Consider the following 17,212-nt stretch of genomic DNA (forward strand, 5'->3'; position numbering starts at 1 on the left):
GAGGGCATGCTACGCGTAGCGGGATCAGGCAAATTCTTCGCGCAACATCGCCACAAACGCCTCACGCGCCGGGTGTACCCCGGCGTTTTCGTGCCAGTAGAACAGGTTGTCGATGGCCGTCAGCTCGGGGAATTCATAGCCGACACACCCAGCCCCCTTGGCGTACTGCTCGAACACGCCTTTGGGCACCAGTGCGACCCCGGCACCGGCACTCACGCAACCGACAATCGCCCCATAACTCGCCAGGCTGACAATCGGCAGCGCCTGCCCCTGACGCAACAACCAGTGCTCCAGCGCCGCCCGATACGGGCAGCCCTGCGGCCACATGAACACGGTTTTGTCCTGCAGATCATGGATGTCGCGCACCGGCCCGAATGACGTCGAGGCAATCAACAGCAGTTCTTCGCGGTACATCGGCGTGCGTTTGAGCTGTGAGCGCTCGACGTCCACCGCAACGATGGCGCCGTCGAGCCGATGGTTGACGGTGTCGTCGAGCAACTGGCCCCAGGTGCCGGTGGTCAACTCCAGCGCCACTTGCGGGTAGCGCTGGTGAAATTTCGCCAACAGCCGCGGCAAACGCCCGGTGGCCGAGGACTCGATGGCGCCGATGCGCAGCGGGCCGGACGGCTCGGCGGCAGGATCGAGCGCACGCTTGGCTTCGGCGGTCAGCGCCAGAATCTTTTCGGCATACGCCAGAAATGTCTGCCCCGCCGGGCTGATCCGCAGCCCGCGCCCCTCGCGCAGAAACAGCGCCACACCGAGTTCCGCCTCCAGCGCCTTGATCCGCGCGGTGATGTTCGACGGCACGCAAAACAACTTTTCCGCGGCCCGGGCAATGCTGCCCTCATCGGCCACGGACTTGAACATGCGGATCTGCGCCAGCTCCATATTCATCACTCAAAGTGAACATTCAGCACAGTATAAGTCAGTTGTGGCGAATGATTGCCCGACCGGATACTCGGCGCATCAACCCCTCTGGTGCGCTCATCATGCCGTCGCCCTCCTCCTTGAAAATCATCCTGGCCATGGCGTTCGTGGTCGGCTGCTGGGCCTATTCGCCGACCGGCATTCACCTCGGCCTGCACGCTTATGAGCCCGGGCATCTGGCGTTGCTGCGGTTTCTGCTGGCGTCGCTGTTCATGGCCGCGATTGCAGCGTTCAAGGGCATTCGCCTGCCGCAGCGGCGCGATGTGCCGATGCTGGTCGCGTTGGGATTCTTCGCCGTCAGCCTGCATCACGTGGCGCTGAACATCGGCCAGCAAAGCGTCAGTGCCGGCGCCTCCAGCGTACTGGCGCAGTCGAGCCCGTTGTTCAGCACATTGCTGGCGCGATACGTGTTCAAGGATCAGGTCAGTGCCTGGCGCTGGGGGTGTGTGCTGCTGGGGCTGATCGGCGTGATGATCGTGGTCAGCGCTGATCGCGGCCTGGGGCAGATCGACGCGCATGGCTTGCTGATCCTGCTGGCGGCGCTGTCGTGGAGCATTTATTTCGCCCTGCAAAAACATCACGCCCGGCGTTACGACGGCTTTAGCCTGGCGTGTTACGCGGTGTGGTCGGGGACGTTGCTGTTACTGATTTACCTGCCGGGGCTGAGCGACGCGGTGCTGAAGGCGCCGTTGCGGGTGCAATGGGCGGTGCTGGCGCTGGGGGTGTTTCCCAGTGCGCTGGCTTATCTGGCCTGGGGGTTTGTGCTCAAGCATGTGGACTTGAGCCGGGCGACGATGACCCTGTACCTGATCCCGCCGACGGCGATGGGCATTGCTTCGCTGGGTCTGGGCGAGCGGCCGACCCTGATGGTGCTGGTGGGGTCGGTGGTGGTGTTGATCAGTGTGCTAGCGCTGAATCTGGAGCGGCGGGCGGTGGTGCGAACGGTTGAGGTCTGAGCCTGGATTTTTACTGAGGCTGATGACCTCTTCGCGAGCAAGCTCCCACATTTGGACTGCATTCCTCTGTGGGAGCGAGCCCGCTCGCGACCAGTGGCAATCAGCCTTGCGCACCGAAGCGGTCGCGGCTGTTAGTCAGGTGCAGCCACATGGCCGCGCGCGCGGCATCCGGATCCTGGCGCTTGATCGCATTCAAGATCGCCTCGTGCTCCAGATGGGCCAACTGTCCCAGCTTGCTCAAATCCGCTGCACCGCGCTCGGCAGCGTTGAGTCGTTGACGCGGAATCATCGCGTTGCCCAGGTGCTGCATGATTTCGCTGAAGCAGACGTTGCCGGTGGCTTCGGCGATCAGCAGATGAAAACGTCGATCGGCCTCGACGCAACTGTCGTTGCTGTCCAAAAGGCGCTGATAGTCATCCAGCGCCTGACGCATTTGCAGCAATTGCTGTTCGCTGCGCCGTTGCGCCGCCAACGCGGCCGCCTGCGTCTCCAGGCCCATGCGCAATTCAAGAATGCTGCGCACGCCGAGGGCGGTATCGACATTCAGGCGCAAGCCCTGCTCGGCAGCGCGCTCGATGACGAATGTGCCGATGCCGTGCCGCGTCTCTACCAGTCCCGACGCCTGCAATTTGGAAATCGCCTCGCGCACCACCGTGCGACTGACGCCGTGCTCCTGAACGATGGCGTTCTCCGACGGCAGCTTGTCGCCGGGCGACATCTGGCCGAGCAGGATGCTCTGGGTCAGTTTCTCCACCAGATCATGCGCAAGGTTATGCGCACGTTTGCGGGCAGGGGCGTCGAGGTCTTCTTGCATGGTCGTTTCCGGTCATCGGGGCTTGCGGATCGTAGCATTGCGCAATGGCAGACGAGATTGATTTTAGCGTTGAAACAATCTTCAACTTGTATGACAACACTCAATAAAACCAAAAATTTCGCACACGTCAGGCCGAACACCTGCTTGAGGCTCAGCCTCGAATGATTGTGACGCACGACCGCAACAGCCAACAAAACCTAACAAATACGGGACAAATCGATAAAAAGGCATAAAAAATTTGCCCGCCAGGCAAATTTAATCGTTCTCCCCCACTTGTAGGACAAAAAATCTCAGTTGTATGATGTCTATCAACAACGCAGCACCCAGCCCTACCCCGCATAAAAATAATCAGTGGGAGAAAACCAAGTGAAAACCTCCGTCTCCGGGATGAATGAGGGCGTCGACTCGACACTCGCCTCTGCCATCTCGAAAGTGAAACGCCACGTCCTGCCGCTCTTCGTGATCATGTTCATCGTCAATTACATTGACCGGGTGAACATCGGTTTCGTCCGCACCCACATGGAACACGATCTGGGCATTGGTGCCGCCGCCTACGGCTTCGGTGCCGGCCTGTTCTTCATCGGTTACGCGCTGTTCGAAGTCCCGTCCAACATGCTCTTGCAGAAAGTCGGCGCGCGTATCTGGCTGACCCGCATCATGCTCACCTGGGGTCTGGTCGCCGCCGGCATGGCGTTCATCCAGAACGAAACGCACTTTTACATCCTGCGCTTCCTGCTCGGCGTGGCCGAGGCCGGGTTCTTTCCCGGGGTGATCTACTACTTCACCCGCTGGCTGCCGGGTGCCGAACGCGGCAAGGCGATCGCGATTTTCCTCAGCGGTTCGGCAGTCGCCTCGCTGATCTCCGGCCCGCTGTCCGGCCTGCTGTTGCAGATCAACGGCCTGGGCATGCACGGCTGGCAGTGGATGTACTTCATCGAAGGGATGTTTTCGGTCGGGCTCTGTGTGTTCGTCTGGTTCTGGCTCGATGCCAAACCCCACGACGCCAAATGGCTGACCCGCGCCGAACAGGATGCGCTGGTCACGGCCATCGACGATGAACAGAAGGCCCGCGAAGCCGCGACGCCGATCCGGCCATCGATGGGCAAACTGCTCAAGGACCGGCAGATCATTCTGTTTTGCCTGATCTACTTTTTCATCCAGTTGACGATCTACGCCGCAACGTTCTGGCTGCCTAGCATCATCAAGAAAATGGGCGAAATGAGTGACTTCCAGGTCGGGTTGTTCAACTCGATTCCGTGGTTGCTGTCGATCATCGGCATGTACGCCTTCGCAGCCTTCTCGGCCAAGTGGAAGCACCAGCAGGCCTGGGTGGCGACCGCGCTGTTGATCGCGGCGGCGGGAATGTTCATGTCCACCACCGGCGGGCCGATCTTCGCCTTTGTCGCGATCTGTTTTGCGGCACTGGGCTTCAAATCCGCTTCGTCACTGTTCTGGCCGATTCCGCAGGCGTATCTGGACGCGCGGATCGCCGCAGCGGTGATTGCGCTGATCAATTCGGTGGGCAACCTCGGCGGCTTCGTCGCGCCGACCACTTTCGGCCTGCTCGAAGAGCACACCGGCTCGATTCAAGGCGGCCTCTACGGTTTGGCCGCGACCTCGATCATCGCCGCGATCATCGTCTTCGCCGCGCGCACCACCCCCAAGTCCGCTGCTGACCTCGCCGTGGCCGAAGCCGCGGCGAAACACGCCTGACTTCTGTTTTGATGAATGCTGACAAGGATAAAAACATGACTGCACACGACACCGCCAAAGCGCCGATCATCACTGACATGCAAGTCATTCCAGTGGCCGGTCACGACGGCATGCTGCTCAATCTGAGCGGCGCCCATGGGCCGTTTTTCACCCGCAACATCGTCATTCTCAAAGACAACGCCGGTCACACCGGCGTCGGTGAAGTGCCCGGTGGCGAACGCATCCGCCAGACGCTGGAAGACGCCCGCAGCCTGGTGATCGGTAGCCCCATCGGCAACTATCAGAGAATCCTCAATCAGGTGCGCCAGACCTTCGCCGAGCGTGATGCCGGCGGTCGTGGCCTGCAGACGTTCGACCTGCGCATCACCATCCACGCCGTCACCGGCCTCGAAGCCGCCCTGCTCGACTTGCTCGGCCAACACCTCGACGTACCGGTTGCGGCATTGCTCGGCGAAGGCCAGCAACGTAATGAAGTGAAGATGCTCGGTTATCTGTTCTACGTTGGCGATCAGCGCGAAACCAGCCTCGCCTACCGCCGCGAACCGGACGCCGATAACGACTGGTTCCGCGTGCGACACGAGAAGGCCATGACCGCCGAAGCGGTGGTGCGCCTGGCCGAAGCCGCCCAAGCGAAATACGGCTTCAAGGACTTCAAACTCAAGGGCGGCGTACTCAGTGGCGATGCGGAAATCGAAGCCGTGACAGCGCTGGCCGAACGCTTCCCGGACGCACGCATCACCCTTGATCCGAACGGCGCCTGGTCACTGAAAGAAGCGATCCGCCTGTGCCGCGACCAGCATCACGTGCTGGCTTACGCCGAAGACCCGTGCGGTGCGGAAAACGGTTACTCAGGGCGCGAAGTCATGGCCGAATTCCGCCGCGCCACCGGGCTGAAAACCGCGACCAACATGATCGCCACCGACTGGCGCGAGATGGGCCACGCGATCCAGTTGCAGTCAGTAGACATTCCGCTGGCCGACCCGCACTTCTGGACCATGCAGGGCTCGGTGCGTGTCGCGCAGTTGTGCCATGAGTGGGGGCTGACCTGGGGCTCGCACTCCAACAACCACTTCGATATCTCCCTGGCGATGTTTACCCATGTCGCGGCGGCGGCACCGGGTGACATCACCGCCATCGACACCCACTGGATCTGGCAGGACGGCCAGCGCCTGACCAAGGCGCCGCTGCAGATTGTCGACGGCTGCGTGCAGGTGCCAACCAAACCGGGGCTGGGCGTGGAGCTGGACATGGATCAACTGGCCAAGGCCCACGAACTCTACAAAGGCATGGGCCTCGGCGCGCGGGATGACAGCGTGGCGATGCAGTTCTTGATTCCGGGATGGACGTTCGATAACAAGCGGCCGTGCCTGGTGCGTTGATGCGCTGCTGATGCTTCCCCTGTAGGAGCTGCCGCAGGCTGCGATCTTTTGATCTTGATCTTCAAAAATCAAAGTCAAAAGACCGCAGCCTGCGGCAGCTCCTACAAGGGTTTTGTGTCAGGCAGTGATTTGTAGCAGCCACTGTTTGAACGCCGTCATCGCCGCCGTTTCCGACCGCGATTGCAACCGCGTCAGCCAATAGCTGCCGGTGGTGATTTCAATCGCAAACGGCTGGCGAATCACGTCCGCCGCCAGTTGCCGGGCGAACATCAACGGCGGCGCCAGCGCCACCCCGCTGCCCTGCAGCGCGGCCTCCATCATCGCCAGCGATGAGTCGAACACAATGCTCTGCGGCGGTGCCGCGTGGGTCGCCAGGCCGGCAGCGTGAAACCATTCCGGCCATTCATCGGTGCGATAGGAGCGCAGCAAGCGCTGTTGCAGCAGATCCCCCGGCGTGTGCAGTTGCCGGGCGATTTCCGGCACGCACAATACCGACAGTGGAGCGTCGAGCAGTCGCGTGGCCTCGATGCCATGCCACGCCCCGGCACCGAAACGAATCGCATAATCCAGCCCTTCGGCAGCGACGTCGACCCGATTGTTGTGCGTCGACAGGCGCAAGTCGACCAGCGGATGTTTCGCCTCAAAGTCCGCCAGCCGCGGCAACAACCAGCCGACCGCGAACGTCCCCACCGCCCCGACGGTCAACGTTTCGCGGTATTGTCCACCGGCCAGACGTTCGAGCATCTGCGCAATGTGATCGAACGAGGTCGTCAGCACCGGCAACAGGGTTTCGCCTTCACCGGTGAGCATCAGCCCGCGTGGCAGGCGCTTGAACAGGGTGACGTTGAGTTGCGCTTCGAGGCTTTTGACCTGATGGCTCACCGCCGCCTGGGTCACGCACAGCTCCACGGCGGCACGGGTAAAGCTCAGATGCCGCGCCGAAGCTTCGAACGCGCGCAGTGCATTGAGCGGCAATTGAGGTCGAATCATGCCCAGTCCCAAATTTTTCTAATGGCTCATGCGAAATTTCATCGTTTGCCGATTGCGTCCGCACTGCCTAAATTGACGGCGCTGATCAGCCGCCCAACAGGAAAATCGCCCGCAGTGTAGCGGGATAACACCATCAACACTCATGGAGAGTGGTTCACTCATGTCCTTCGTCAATCCGAGTAAAGTCATTTCCTGCAGTGCCTTTGGCCTGCTTTTCGGCGCTACCGCGTGCATCGCCGCCACGCCCACCGACGAGCAACTGCAAGCCGTGGTGAAAAACGCCGTGACCCCGGTGATGCAGCAACAGCACATCCCTGGTCTGGCAGTTGCGATCACGGTTAACGGTCAAGCGCATTACTTTAACTACGGCGTTGCGGCCAAGGACACCGGGCAAGCGGTCAGCGAAAACACCCTGTTTGAAGTCGGCTCGGTGAGCAAGACCTACACCGCGACACTCGCCGGTTACGCACAAGCCATCGGCAAACTGGAATTCTCCGACAAGGCCAGCCAGCACTGGCCCGAGCTGAAAGGCAGCGCTTTTGATCACATCAGCCTGCTGCAACTGGGCACCTACAGCGCCGGCGGCCTGCCACTGCAATTCCCGGAGGCTGCGGATTCTTCCGACAAAATGCTCGGCTATTACCAACAGTGGAAACCGACCTTTCCGGCCGACAGCCATCGCCTCTACTCCAATCCGAGCATCGGCCTGTTCGGTTACCTGGCCGCAAAAAGTCTCGGCCAGCCGTTCAATCAGGTCATGACCGAAACCCTGCTGCCGAAACTCGGGCTCAAGCACACCTTCCTGTCGGTGCCGGCGTCTGAACAAAAGCTCTACGCCCAGGGCTACGACAAGAACAACAAACCGATTCGAGTCAGCCCCGGCGCCCTCGATTCCGAAGCCTACGGCGTGAAAACCAGCACCGCCGACCTGCTGCAATACGTCGAGGCCAACCTCAACACCGCCAAACTCGAAACACCCCTGCAAAAAGCCATCGCCCTCACCCACACCGGCTACTACACCGTCGGCGACATGACCCAAGGTCTGGGCTGGGAACGCTACCCCTACCCGATCAGCCTCGAACGTCTGCAAGCCGGCAACTCCACGGAAATGACGATGCAAGCGCACAAGGTCAAATGGCTGGTCTCGCCACAGCCGGAACCGGCCAATGTGCTGTACAACAAAACCGGCGCCACCGGCGGCTTCGGTGCGTACGTGGCCTTCGTGCCGTCGAAAGACCTCGGCATCGTGATTCTGGCGAACAAGAACTACCCGAACGCGGAGCGAGTGAAGATTGCGCATAGCATCTTCAGCGCGCTGACTGACTGAAGCACAAAAGAAGGCAATAAAAATGGGCGACCTGCAGAGGTCGCCCATTTTTTGTTTCAGGTCGCTGGATCAATCATCCGGCATTTCCGGTGGCTTGCTCGGTTTCGCCGGTTTGGTCACCTTGGCGCCCTTCTCGCCTTTCTTGGTCGTCGGTTCGGTGGTTGCAGGGGCTGCAACCGTTGGCGGCGCGATGTCTTTTTCGCTCGCCGGCAACGCATCAACCGTGTCGAAGACTTTCTTCAAGTCCACAGATTTTGCTTCATCGCCCGAGGCCGAGAGTTTGGTCTCGCCGTCCTTGCCGAGCAGGAACACTTTCGGGTACGCCCCGGCGCCCAGCTTCAGCGAACGCAACAGGGCCATGGTGTCCTGCTGGCCGAGGTCCTTGCCGTCGAGCTGTCCGGCCATATTGAGAATGGTGTAGACCTTGATGTTGCGATCGGTGACGCCCTTCTTGTTCGCCGGATCTTCCAGCGACTTTTTCAGCCCCACCCACACCGGGTCGACGGTGCTTGAAGCAATCACGATCAACGGTCGGGATCTGCCCAGGTCCCCGGCGATGGGCGAATCGTTGTCTGCGGCGAACAAGGGGCCGGCAATCGCCAGCAAGAGTGTCAGGGTCAGTGACCTGATGAGCATGCGCATCTCCTTTTGATATCCACGCTCTAATGATTGCGCATCGTGGCGATTGTTCCGGGCAGGCCCGGCAAATATGTTTCGCCTTGCCAGAAGCTTAGGTCAGCCCCGTCATTGCGCAACCGGATGCGCGCAATCGTGAGGTGGATTTGATTACCTTTTATGACCGCATTAGGGTGGCAGTTCGACCGACGAAATGGAGTTCTGCGTATGCACATCGACTACCTGTGCGATCACCCGCATCTGATTGAGGAACTGGCCGCGCTCAATTTCAAGGAATGGGGCGAATTCCGTGACGGCGATACCCTTGAGGCCCGTACCGTGCGGATGCGCGCGGCTTGCGGCAAGGGCGCGATTCCCTGCGCGGTGGTGGCCATTGAAGACGGCAGATTGCTCGGTGGCGCGCTGCTGATCGACAGTGACATGAAGATCCGCCCGCAACTGACGCCGTGGCTGGCGGGGGTCTATGTGAAGGCTGAGGATCGCGGGCGCGGAGTCGCATCGCAGCTGGTCAACAGGATTGTCGATGAGGCGGCGGCGCTGGGCGTGTCGCAGTTGTATCTGTACACCGACGCGGCGCAATCGCTGTACGCGCGACTGGGTTGGGAGGTGATCGAGGATCTGCTGTACGACGATCTGCCGGTGACGGTGATGAAGTTTGTCATCCAGCGCTGATGGGTTTTGATCCTGTGGCGAGGGAGCTTGCTCCCTCGCCACAACGGTTCAGTGCGTTCAGTCCAGCACGGACGCCAGCACTGAAGCATCGACTTGGCGCCCGGCAATCCTGAGCTGCCCATCCTCCAGGCTGATACTCAACGTTACCGCCGGCCGATCACCCGGATATTTGCGCAGCAACAGATCAATGCCACTGGCCGTTTCATCGGCCGTGGCAATCAGGTCCCACAGGCTGTCACTCAAATCCAGCAGCTCCCGCCCGCTCCGTTGATCGACCACCCGTGGCGCATACAGCCAGTGGCTCATGCGCATTTCCCGGGGTTCGACGGTGATGGCCAGACGCTCGTTGCAGTGCAGGGTGGTTTCGCTCATGGCTATCGATCAGAACGCCAGTTTGTAGCCGATCAGCAGCAGCATGGTCGCCAGGCACGGGCGCAGCAATTCATCGGAAATGCGCCCGGTCAGGTGGCTGCCGAGCCAGATGCCCGGCAGCGACCCCATCAGCAGGAAGGCCAGCACGCCCCAATCCATGTTGCCCATGCTCGCGTGGCCGAGGCCGGCAACCAGGGTCAGTGGCACGGCGTGGGCGATTTCGGTGCCGACCAGGCGGCGGGTCGGCAGCAGCGGATAGAGGATGAACAACGCGACTGTGCCGAGGGCGCCGGCCCCGATCGAGGTCAGGGCGACCATGGTGCCGAGGATCAGGCCGGTGATCACCGTCATCACATTCAGGCGCACGCCGCTCGGGTTGTAGTTGCCGCCGGCGCGTTTGTGAGCGAATTCCAGCAAGCGTTTCTTGAACAGAATTGCCAGTGCTGTGGCGAACAGCACGAAGCCCAGGGCTTGTTTGATGATCGCGTTCATCGCCTCGGGCGCGGTGTGCAGGGTACTGAGGAACCACAAGGTCATGGCGACCGCCGGTACGCTGCCCAGAGTCAGCCAACCGGTGATGGCCCAGTCGATGTTGTTGTTCTTTTTGTGAACGAGCACGCCACTGGATTTGGTAATGGCTGCGTACAACAGGTCAGTGCCCACTGCGGTTGCCGGGTTGATGCCGAACCACAGCAGGATCGGCGTCATCAACGAACCGCCGCCGACGCCGGTCATGCCGACAATAAAACCCACCACCAGCCCGGCGATGATCAGGCCGAAATTTGCCAATTCCATTAAGACGTCCAGAAAAACGACAGGAAAAATCTGGTCCGCAGCATAGCGATTTTTCATATAACCACATATATCGATGCGGTCTATCGTTATGCCTTTGCAAGACAGACAGAAGCCTTTGTAGGAGCGAGCCTGCTCGCGAATGGCGGCCTGTCAGTCAGCAATGATGTGGCTGATACGGCGCTTTCGCGAGCAGGCTCGGTCCCGCAGGGGAAAGAAGTTTACAGCCCGCGGTAGCGTTTATTGAACCGGGAGGAAGTTCAGGAACAGCAGACTTTGCGCGTAATTCAGGCCAATGCGCCGGTAGCGCTCATCGAGCATCTGCGTCAGCAAGTCGAGCCGCGCGACGATCTTGCCGAACTCGGTGGCGAAACTCAGGTTGCTGCCCTCCTCCGAAATTTCATTGGAGAACAGCAGCGGCTGGCCTTCCTTGTTCTGCCGCTGCGCCAGAATCCACGTCGCTTTCTCGATGTTGCGCGCGGCGTTATGCACGAAGGTCGGGTTGATCGCATCGGTCATGTAGAACTCGACACGGTTGCCGTGGGCGGTGACCAGCATGCTGCCGATGGCATAAATGAACGCGCCGACCCGATCACCGAGAAACTCCGGACTCATCGCGTAACTGAGTGCCGCCAGATCCTTGCGCCCACCCAGCACCGGCAACGGTTGCTGCTGCTCGACTGCCAGGCGCACTTGTTTTACGGCGGTGCTGATGTCGAGGAAGCCCGACTTGCGCAGCTCTTGCGGGTTGCGCAGATACAGCTTGCCCATCAACCGGTAAAGACTGTTGAGGTTGTCGCGCATCGCCAACGTGGCCATGCGGTCGACACTGGTCTGCAAGAATTCCTGCGGCTGCCCTTCACGCATCTGAGCAATAAAACCGTTGCCATCCTGGTGGCTGCAGCCGCTGAACAGCAACGACGACAGACACGCCAACAGCAGGCACGGGCGGCGAACAACAGCAGCGATCAGGTCACAAACTCTCGGCATGAATTCTCGAACGGGCACATTCCTGCGCGGCGGGCGTCGCCGCATCCTGGCCATGGATAGAGCCGTTAATTGCGAAAAAGTGCAGTGGCGAGTGTTCCCGGCTGATATCTGGCGAAGGAACGCCAAGCAAATTAGTCAGTCTTTATTGTTGAAATAAACGATGAACAAGCTATAAATCTTCTTTCACGACGTAAATAGATTGACTAGTTAACCTGTAGGAGCTGCCGCAGGCTGCGATCTTTTGATCTTCGTTTTTAGAATCAAGATCAAAAGATCGCAGCCTGCGGCAGCTCCTACAGGGAGTCGTGGTCTTTTCAAAACAACAACAAAAAGGAAGGTCAACCATGCTTCAATCACGTCACCTGCTTTCCGGCCTCGGACTGTCCCTGATGATCGCCACCCTTTCCGCCAACGCGGCGGGCCTGACCGCCGAACACAAAGCCTTCGGCAAAACCAACGACGGCACGCCCGTCGAGCAATACATCCTGCGCAACAGCCACGGCATGCAGGCGACCGTGATCACCTACGGCGCCACCCTGCAATCGCTGCTGGTACCGGACAAACACGGCAAGTCCACCGACGTGGTGCTGGGTTTTGATGATGTCCAGGGCTACCAGAAAGGCACCGCCTATTTCGGCGCAACCATCGGCCGCTTCGGCAATCGCCTGGCCGACGGCGCGTTCGAACTCGACGGCAAACGCTATCAGGTGCCACAGAACGACAAGTCCAACGCCTTGCACGGCGGCACGCTGGGTTTTGACAAAAAGGTCTGGAAAGCCGAGCCGGTCAAAGACAAGGACTCGGTCGGTGTGACCCTGACCTACCTGTCGGCGGACGGCGAAATGGGCTTCCCCGGCAATCTCACCACACAAGTGACCTATCGCCTGACCGACAGCAACGAGCTGCGCATCGACTACAAGGCCAACACCGATAAACCGACGGTGCTGAACCTGACCAACCACAGCTACTTCAACCTGGCCGGCGCCGGCAATGGCGACATCCTCAAGCAGGTTGCTACCTTGCACGCCAGCCATTACACCCCGGTCACCGGCAAGCTGATCCCCACCGGCGAACTGGCCCCCGTGGCCGGCACGCCGATGGATTTCACCCAGCCCACTGCCATCGGCACCCACATCAAGGCTGATCATCCACAGCTGAAATTCGCCGAGCCGAAACAGGGCGGCTTCGATTTCAACTGGGTACTGGATACAAAAGGTGATGTGAGCAAAGTCGCCGCCGAAGTCAGCGATCCGCAGTCCGGGCGCCATCTGCAGTTGTACACCAGCGAGCCGGGCGTGCAGTTCTACACCAGCAACTTCCTTGACGGCACCGTCAAGGGCAAGGGTGGCAAGGTCTATCCGCATTGGGGCGCGTTTACCCTGGAGACCCAGCACTATCCGGATTCGCCGAATCAGCCGGATTTCCCGAGCACGCGGCTGGATCCGGGGCAGACTTACAGCCATAGCGTGGTGCTGAAGTTTTCTGCCAAATAAAAGCTGAAGATCAAAAGATCGCAGCCTGCGGCAGCTCCTACAAGGGAAACACGGTCCCACTGTAGGCGCTGCCGCAGGCTGCGATCTTTTGCTTTTGAGCCCCATGGAACCCCTGCGCTATCCTGCTGCCCACTAAGGTATCGACCATCAGGACAGGAGGTTTGAATGCGTACCCTCGAACTGGCAGGCGTGCAGGTTCCGGTGATTGGCCAGGGCACCTGGCGCATGGGCGAAGACCGCTCGGCGCACAAGCGTGAAGTGGCCGCGTTGCGTCAAGGTATCGAACTGGGCATGAGTCTCATCGACACGGCAGAAATGTACGCCGAGGGCGGTGCCGAATCAGTCGTCGGCGAAGCCATCGCCGGCCTGCGCGACCAAGTGTTTCTGGTGAGCAAGGTCTATCCGCACAACGCCAGCCGCAAAGGCATCCCGCAAGCCTGCGAACGCAGCCTGCGTCGGCTCGACACCGATTACATCGACCTCTATCTGCTGCACTGGCGCGGCCAGTACCCACTGGAAGAAACCGTCGAGGCCTTCGAGCGTCTGCGCGAGGACGGCAAGATCGGTCGTTGGGGCGTGTCGAATTTCGATGTCGACGACCTCGAAGAACTGTCCTCCCCGGCCTGCGCCACCAATCAGGTGCTGTACAACCTGGAAGAGCGCGGCATCGAATTCGATCTGCTGCCCTGGTGCCAACAGCAGCGCATGCCGTTGATGGCGTACTGCCCGATCGGCCAGGGCGGCGCGATGCTCGCTGAACCGCTGCTCAAGCAGATTGCCGCTCGTCACAACGTGACCCCGGCGCAGGTTTCACTGGCGTGGATTCTGCGTCAGGATGGGGTGATTGCGATTCCCAAGGCTGTGCGACCGGAACACGTGCAACTCAATGCACAAGCGGCGCAGTTGCAACTGGATGCCGGGGATCTGGCGGCGCTGGACCAGGTATTCAAAGCGCCACAACGCAAGCAGCGGCTGGCGATGGTCTGAGTCGCTGACCGCTGGCGAGGGCTTCGTCATGAGAAGCACTGATCAGTACGACCCGTTCAACCTGCAGCGTTTCGTCCTGGCCCAGGACCCGGTGTTCGAACGGGTCCAGCGTGAGCTCGGCGAGGGGCGCAAGCGCAGCCACTGGATGTGGTTTGTGTTCCCGCAGTTCGCCGGCCTGGGTGGCAGCGAGATGTCCCGGCGCTTCGCCATTCAGTCCGCCGCGGAGGCCCGGGCCTATCTGGCCCACGACCTGCTCGGCGCACGACTGCGAACCTGCACGCAGTTGGTGCTGAACATCCGCCAGCGTTCGATTGCCGAGATTTTCGGCCACCCTGATGACCTGAAATTCCACTCCTCGATGACCCTGTTTGCGCAGTTCAGCGCCGACGACGGCCCGTTCAATCAGGCACTCAAACGCTACTTCCATGGAATTCTCGACGAATGGACCCTGCAACTGCTGGACTCAAAACAGGCCCAGTTGCCCCCCGATCAGGGTTGAGAAATCGTCGTCGACAAACGGCAGAATCGCGTCCGCCACCGGTTGCAGCTGACGGGTGATGTAGTGGTCGTAGTCGATCGCGGCGCGGCGCACTTCCAGCGGTTCCGGCCCGGCCAGGGTGATGACGTAACTGATCCAGCCACCGTTCTGGTACTGCCGCGGGCGACCGTGCTGCGCGTTGTAATCGTCGGCCAGCCGTGCGGCGCGAACATGCGGCGGCACGTTGCGTTCATAGTCGTCGAGGGTGCGACGCAAGCGCTTGCGATAGACCAGTCGCTCGTCGAATTCGCCGGCCAGGGTCTTGCGCACGTAGTCGCGCACGTAATCCTGATACGGCTTGCGTTGGAAGATCCGCTCGTAGAGTTCCTGCTGGAACTGCCGCGCCAGCAGCGACCAGTCGGTGCGCACGGTTTCCAGGCCCTTGTAGACCATTTCTTCGCTGCCGTCCGAACGGGTCACCAGTCCGGCGTAGCGCTTCTTGCTGCCCTCTTCCGCGCCGCGAATGGTCGGCATCAGAAAGCGTTTGTAGTGGGTTTCGTACTGCAATTCGAGGGCGCTTTGCAGGCCGTATTCCTCGCGCACGTGCTCGCGCCACCAATCGTTGACGTGTTTGACCAGCGCCTGACCGATCTGCGCCGCTTCGTCCTGCCCATGCGGGCGGCGCAGCCAGACGAAGGTCGAGTCGGTGTCGCCGTAGATCACCGCATGGCCCTGCGCTTCGATGAGCTGGCGCGTGCGCAGCATGATCTCGTGGCCGCGCAGGGTGATCGACGACGCCAGGCGCGTATCGAAAAACCGGCAACCGCTGGAACCGAGCACGCCATAGAAGGCGTTCATGATGATTTTCAGCGCCTGCGACAGTGGCGCGTTGTGCTCACGCTTGGCGGTCTCGCGGCCTTCGGCAACCCGCGCGACAATCGACGGCAGGCAATGCCGTGTGCGTGAGAAACGCGCGCCGCGAAACCCCGGCACCGAATCCGCATCGTTCGGGTGTTGCAGGCCTTCAATCAACCCCACCGGGTCGATCAGAAAGGTGCGGATGATCGACGGATACAGGCTCTTGTAATCAAGCACCAGCACCGACTCGTACAGCCCCGGCTGCGAATCCATGACGAAGCCGCCCGGGCTGGCCTGTGGCGGATTGGTCCCCAGGTTCGGTGCCACAAAACCCTGACGGTGCATCAGCGGCATATACAAATGGGTGAACGCCGCCACCGAGCCACCGCTGCGATCCGCCGGCAGACCCGTGACGCTGGCACGTTCGAGCAAAAACGTCAGCAGTTCGGTCTTGGCGAAGATCCGCGTGACCAGTTCGCAGTCCTTGAGGTTGTACTTGGCGAGCGCCGGTTTGTCCTCGGCGAACATGCGGTTGATTTCGTCCATGCGCTGGTACGGGTTGTCGATCGACTTGCCTTCGCCGAGCAGGGTCTGGGCGACGTTTTCCAGGCTGAACGAAGGGAAACTCCAGGTCGCCGAACGCAGCGATTCGATGCCGTCGATGATCAACCGCCCCGCTGCCGAGGCAAAGAAATGGGTGCGACTGCCGTGTTCGCGCCACTGCATTTCATCGCCGCCACGGCCGATTTTCAGCGGCACCCCGAGGCGCCGCGCGTGTTCGTGGAGGATGCGCAAATCGAACTGCACCAGGTTCCAGCCGATGATTGCATCGGGGTCATGCCGAGCGAACCAGGCGTTGAGTTTCTTCAGGATGACGGTGCGCGAATCGCAATATTCCAGATCGAAGTCGACGATGCTCGCGTCACCGTTGGGCGCGCCGAGCATGTACACCTGACGCTGGCCGCAGCCTTCCAGAGCGATGGAATACAGCTCGCCGGTTTCGGTGGTTTCGATGTCCAGCGAGACCAGCCGTAGTTGCGGTCGGTATTTTGGATCAGGTTTGAGCTGGGCATTGAGCAGCACGCCATCGGCATCGGCGGTACCGCTGAACAGCACCGGCGCGGTGATGAAACGCTCCATCAGGTAGCGCTCGGGCGGGCGCACATCGGCTTCGAAGACGTCGACACCGGCGCGACTGAGCGCGGTTTCCAGACGCAGCAACTGCCCATGTTGCTGGCAATACAGCCCGAGCACCGGGCGATGTTCAAAATCCTGCAGCGCCAACGGGCGCAGTTCGACGTTTTTTTCGTCCTGCAGCAGACGCTCGGCCGCCTCGCGCTGTGCGGCGGGGATAAACGCCACCGACGTCTGCGGCGCCAGTCGCACACGGCGCGGCCCGGCGTCGGTCGCCAGCCAGAACTCGACTTCGGTGCCGGCCGGGGTATCGCGCCAATGCCGGGTCAGGACGAAGCCCTGCTGTAAATCCACCACTGCGACCTCAGGAATTGAATCAGAGGGGCATTCTACGCTGCCCTTGCTGATACAGGGTTTCCCTGTTGACCTGACTCCTATGGTGAGGGGGCTTGCCCCCGTCGGCCCGCGCAGCAGGCCCAATCCTGCGTATCAGCTCGGCCAGATAATTGAGGCCGTGAATTTACGACTGCTTCGCAGCCGAACGGGGGCAAGCCCCCTCGCCACAAACGTCGTTCACCGTTCCGCAGGTTTGGGGGCAAGAAAATTCGGCAAATGACGTTTTTTGCGTGCTATCTGCCGCTTTGCCACCTTGCCCTGCGCGCAAGGGTCTACGATGCTTGAAGAACAACGACAA

At 60.7% G+C, this 17,212-nt stretch carries 16 protein-coding genes; 8 read left to right on the forward strand and 8 right to left on the reverse strand.

What is annotated here, in order from left to right; genetic code table 11:
• Positions 1–24: 24 nt before the first annotated feature.
• On the reverse strand, positions 25–888 hold the full coding sequence (locus KKQ10_RS10070) for a LysR family transcriptional regulator (protein ID WP_215501098.1): 864 nt from the start codon (positions 886–888) through the stop codon (positions 25–27).
• Positions 889–989: 101 nt separating this feature from the next.
• Here KKQ10_RS10070 and KKQ10_RS10075 point away from each other — a divergent pair, with 101 nt between their 5' ends.
• On the forward strand, positions 990–1,883 hold the full coding sequence (locus tag KKQ10_RS10075; protein WP_215500988.1) for a DMT family transporter: 894 nt from the start codon (positions 990–992) through the stop codon (positions 1,881–1,883).
• Between the two features lie 100 nt (positions 1,884–1,983).
• On the opposite strand, the gene KKQ10_RS10080 is transcribed toward KKQ10_RS10075, so the two are convergent.
• Positions 1,984–2,697, reverse strand: coding sequence for a FadR/GntR family transcriptional regulator (locus KKQ10_RS10080; RefSeq protein ID WP_215500989.1), 714 nt, complete (start codon positions 2,695–2,697; stop codon positions 1,984–1,986).
• A 366-nt stretch (positions 2,698–3,063) separates the two neighbouring features.
• Between KKQ10_RS10080 and KKQ10_RS10085 the strand changes: the two genes are divergently transcribed.
• Both KKQ10_RS10085 and gudD read left to right on the forward strand, forming a co-directional pair.
• A complete protein-coding gene (locus KKQ10_RS10085; RefSeq protein ID WP_127652176.1) occupies positions 3,064–4,410 on the forward strand; it encodes an MFS transporter in 1,347 nt (448 codons plus the stop codon).
• Positions 4,411–4,445: 35 nt separating this feature from the next.
• Positions 4,446–5,789 (forward strand): glucarate dehydratase, encoded by a 1,344-nt coding sequence (gene gudD, locus KKQ10_RS10090; protein ID WP_215500990.1) that lies wholly within the window; start codon positions 4,446–4,448, stop codon positions 5,787–5,789.
• A 117-nt stretch (positions 5,790–5,906) separates the two neighbouring features.
• Here gudD and KKQ10_RS10095 read toward each other — a convergent pair whose 3' ends face one another.
• A complete protein-coding gene (locus KKQ10_RS10095; protein ID WP_215500991.1) occupies positions 5,907–6,779 on the reverse strand; it encodes a LysR family transcriptional regulator in 873 nt (290 codons plus the stop codon).
• A 160-nt stretch (positions 6,780–6,939) separates the two neighbouring features.
• On the opposite strand from KKQ10_RS10095, the gene ampC reads away from it, so the two are divergent.
• A complete protein-coding gene (ampC, locus tag KKQ10_RS10100) occupies positions 6,940–8,106 on the forward strand; it encodes a class C beta-lactamase (RefSeq protein ID WP_215500992.1) in 1,167 nt (388 codons plus the stop codon).
• A gap of 69 nt (positions 8,107–8,175) precedes the next feature.
• On the opposite strand, the gene KKQ10_RS10105 is transcribed toward ampC, so the two are convergent.
• Complete coding sequence (locus KKQ10_RS10105; RefSeq protein ID WP_127652180.1) at positions 8,176–8,742, reverse strand: DUF4174 domain-containing protein; 567 nt, start codon at positions 8,740–8,742, stop codon at positions 8,176–8,178.
• A gap of 207 nt (positions 8,743–8,949) precedes the next feature.
• Here KKQ10_RS10105 and KKQ10_RS10110 point away from each other — a divergent pair, with 207 nt between their 5' ends.
• Entirely contained in the window at positions 8,950–9,414 is a 465-nt protein-coding gene (locus tag KKQ10_RS10110) for a GNAT family N-acetyltransferase (protein ID WP_127652181.1), read from the forward strand.
• Positions 9,415–9,471: 57 nt separating this feature from the next.
• Here the strand turns inward: KKQ10_RS10110 and KKQ10_RS10115 are convergent, their stop codons facing one another.
• The 3 genes from KKQ10_RS10115 to KKQ10_RS10125 all read right to left on the reverse strand — a co-directional run bounded on the left by KKQ10_RS10115 (position 9,472) and on the right by KKQ10_RS10125 (position 11,568).
• Entirely contained in the window at positions 9,472–9,786 is a 315-nt protein-coding gene (locus KKQ10_RS10115) for a hypothetical protein (RefSeq protein ID WP_215500993.1), read from the reverse strand.
• Between the two features lie 9 nt (positions 9,787–9,795).
• The gene (locus tag KKQ10_RS10120; RefSeq protein WP_215500994.1) at positions 9,796–10,581 is read right to left on the reverse strand and encodes a sulfite exporter TauE/SafE family protein; all 786 of its coding nucleotides are present in this window, start codon (positions 10,579–10,581) and stop codon (positions 9,796–9,798) included.
• 237 nt (positions 10,582–10,818) lie between these two features.
• Entirely contained in the window at positions 10,819–11,568 is a 750-nt protein-coding gene (locus KKQ10_RS10125) for a hypothetical protein (RefSeq protein WP_215500995.1), read from the reverse strand.
• A 344-nt stretch (positions 11,569–11,912) separates the two neighbouring features.
• On the opposite strand from KKQ10_RS10125, the gene KKQ10_RS10130 reads away from it, so the two are divergent.
• The 3 genes from KKQ10_RS10130 (at position 11,913) to KKQ10_RS10140 (ending at position 14,547) form a co-directional block, all read left to right on the forward strand.
• Entirely contained in the window at positions 11,913–13,061 is a 1,149-nt protein-coding gene (locus KKQ10_RS10130) for an aldose epimerase family protein (protein WP_215500996.1), read from the forward strand.
• Between the two features lie 165 nt (positions 13,062–13,226).
• On the forward strand, positions 13,227–14,048 hold the full coding sequence (locus tag KKQ10_RS10135) for an aldo/keto reductase (protein WP_215500997.1): 822 nt from the start codon (positions 13,227–13,229) through the stop codon (positions 14,046–14,048).
• A 28-nt stretch (positions 14,049–14,076) separates the two neighbouring features.
• Positions 14,077–14,547, forward strand: coding sequence for a DUF1810 domain-containing protein (locus tag KKQ10_RS10140; protein ID WP_215500998.1), 471 nt, complete (start codon positions 14,077–14,079; stop codon positions 14,545–14,547).
• Here KKQ10_RS10140 and KKQ10_RS10145 read toward each other — a convergent pair.
• The gene (locus tag KKQ10_RS10145; RefSeq protein WP_164747915.1) at positions 14,512–16,872 is read right to left on the reverse strand and encodes a DNA polymerase II; all 2,361 of its coding nucleotides are present in this window, start codon (positions 16,870–16,872) and stop codon (positions 14,512–14,514) included. The genes KKQ10_RS10140 and KKQ10_RS10145 overlap by 36 nt on opposite strands.
• Positions 16,873–17,212 lie beyond the last annotated feature (340 nt).

This window comes from Pseudomonas sp. MG-9 (assembly GCF_018729515.1).
Lineage (GTDB): Bacteria > Pseudomonadota > Gammaproteobacteria > Pseudomonadales > Pseudomonadaceae > Aquipseudomonas > Aquipseudomonas serboccidentalis.

Coding starts and splice junctions, on each gene's coding strand:
- KKQ10_RS10070 (WP_215501098.1), bottom strand. CDS start 888: ATGGAGCTGGCGCAGATCCGCATGTTCAAGTCCGTGGCCGATGAGGGC.
- KKQ10_RS10075 (WP_215500988.1), top strand. CDS start 990: ATGCCGTCGCCCTCCTCCTTGAAAATCATCCTGGCCATGGCGTTCGTG.
- KKQ10_RS10080 (WP_215500989.1), bottom strand. CDS start 2,697: ATGCAAGAAGACCTCGACGCCCCTGCCCGCAAACGTGCGCATAACCTT.
- gudD (WP_215500990.1), top strand. CDS start 4,446: ATGACTGCACACGACACCGCCAAAGCGCCGATCATCACTGACATGCAA.
- KKQ10_RS10095 (WP_215500991.1), bottom strand. CDS start 6,779: ATGATTCGACCTCAATTGCCGCTCAATGCACTGCGCGCGTTCGAAGCT.
- ampC (WP_215500992.1), top strand. CDS start 6,940: ATGTCCTTCGTCAATCCGAGTAAAGTCATTTCCTGCAGTGCCTTTGGC.
- KKQ10_RS10105 (WP_127652180.1), bottom strand. CDS start 8,742: ATGCTCATCAGGTCACTGACCCTGACACTCTTGCTGGCGATTGCCGGC.
- KKQ10_RS10110 (WP_127652181.1), top strand. CDS start 8,950: ATGCACATCGACTACCTGTGCGATCACCCGCATCTGATTGAGGAACTG.
- KKQ10_RS10115 (WP_215500993.1), bottom strand. CDS start 9,786: ATGAGCGAAACCACCCTGCACTGCAACGAGCGTCTGGCCATCACCGTC.
- KKQ10_RS10120 (WP_215500994.1), bottom strand. CDS start 10,581: ATGGAATTGGCAAATTTCGGCCTGATCATCGCCGGGCTGGTGGTGGGT.
- KKQ10_RS10125 (WP_215500995.1), bottom strand. CDS start 11,568: ATGCCGAGAGTTTGTGACCTGATCGCTGCTGTTGTTCGCCGCCCGTGC.
- KKQ10_RS10130 (WP_215500996.1), top strand. CDS start 11,913: ATGCTTCAATCACGTCACCTGCTTTCCGGCCTCGGACTGTCCCTGATG.
- KKQ10_RS10135 (WP_215500997.1), top strand. CDS start 13,227: ATGCGTACCCTCGAACTGGCAGGCGTGCAGGTTCCGGTGATTGGCCAG.
- KKQ10_RS10140 (WP_215500998.1), top strand. CDS start 14,077: ATGAGAAGCACTGATCAGTACGACCCGTTCAACCTGCAGCGTTTCGTC.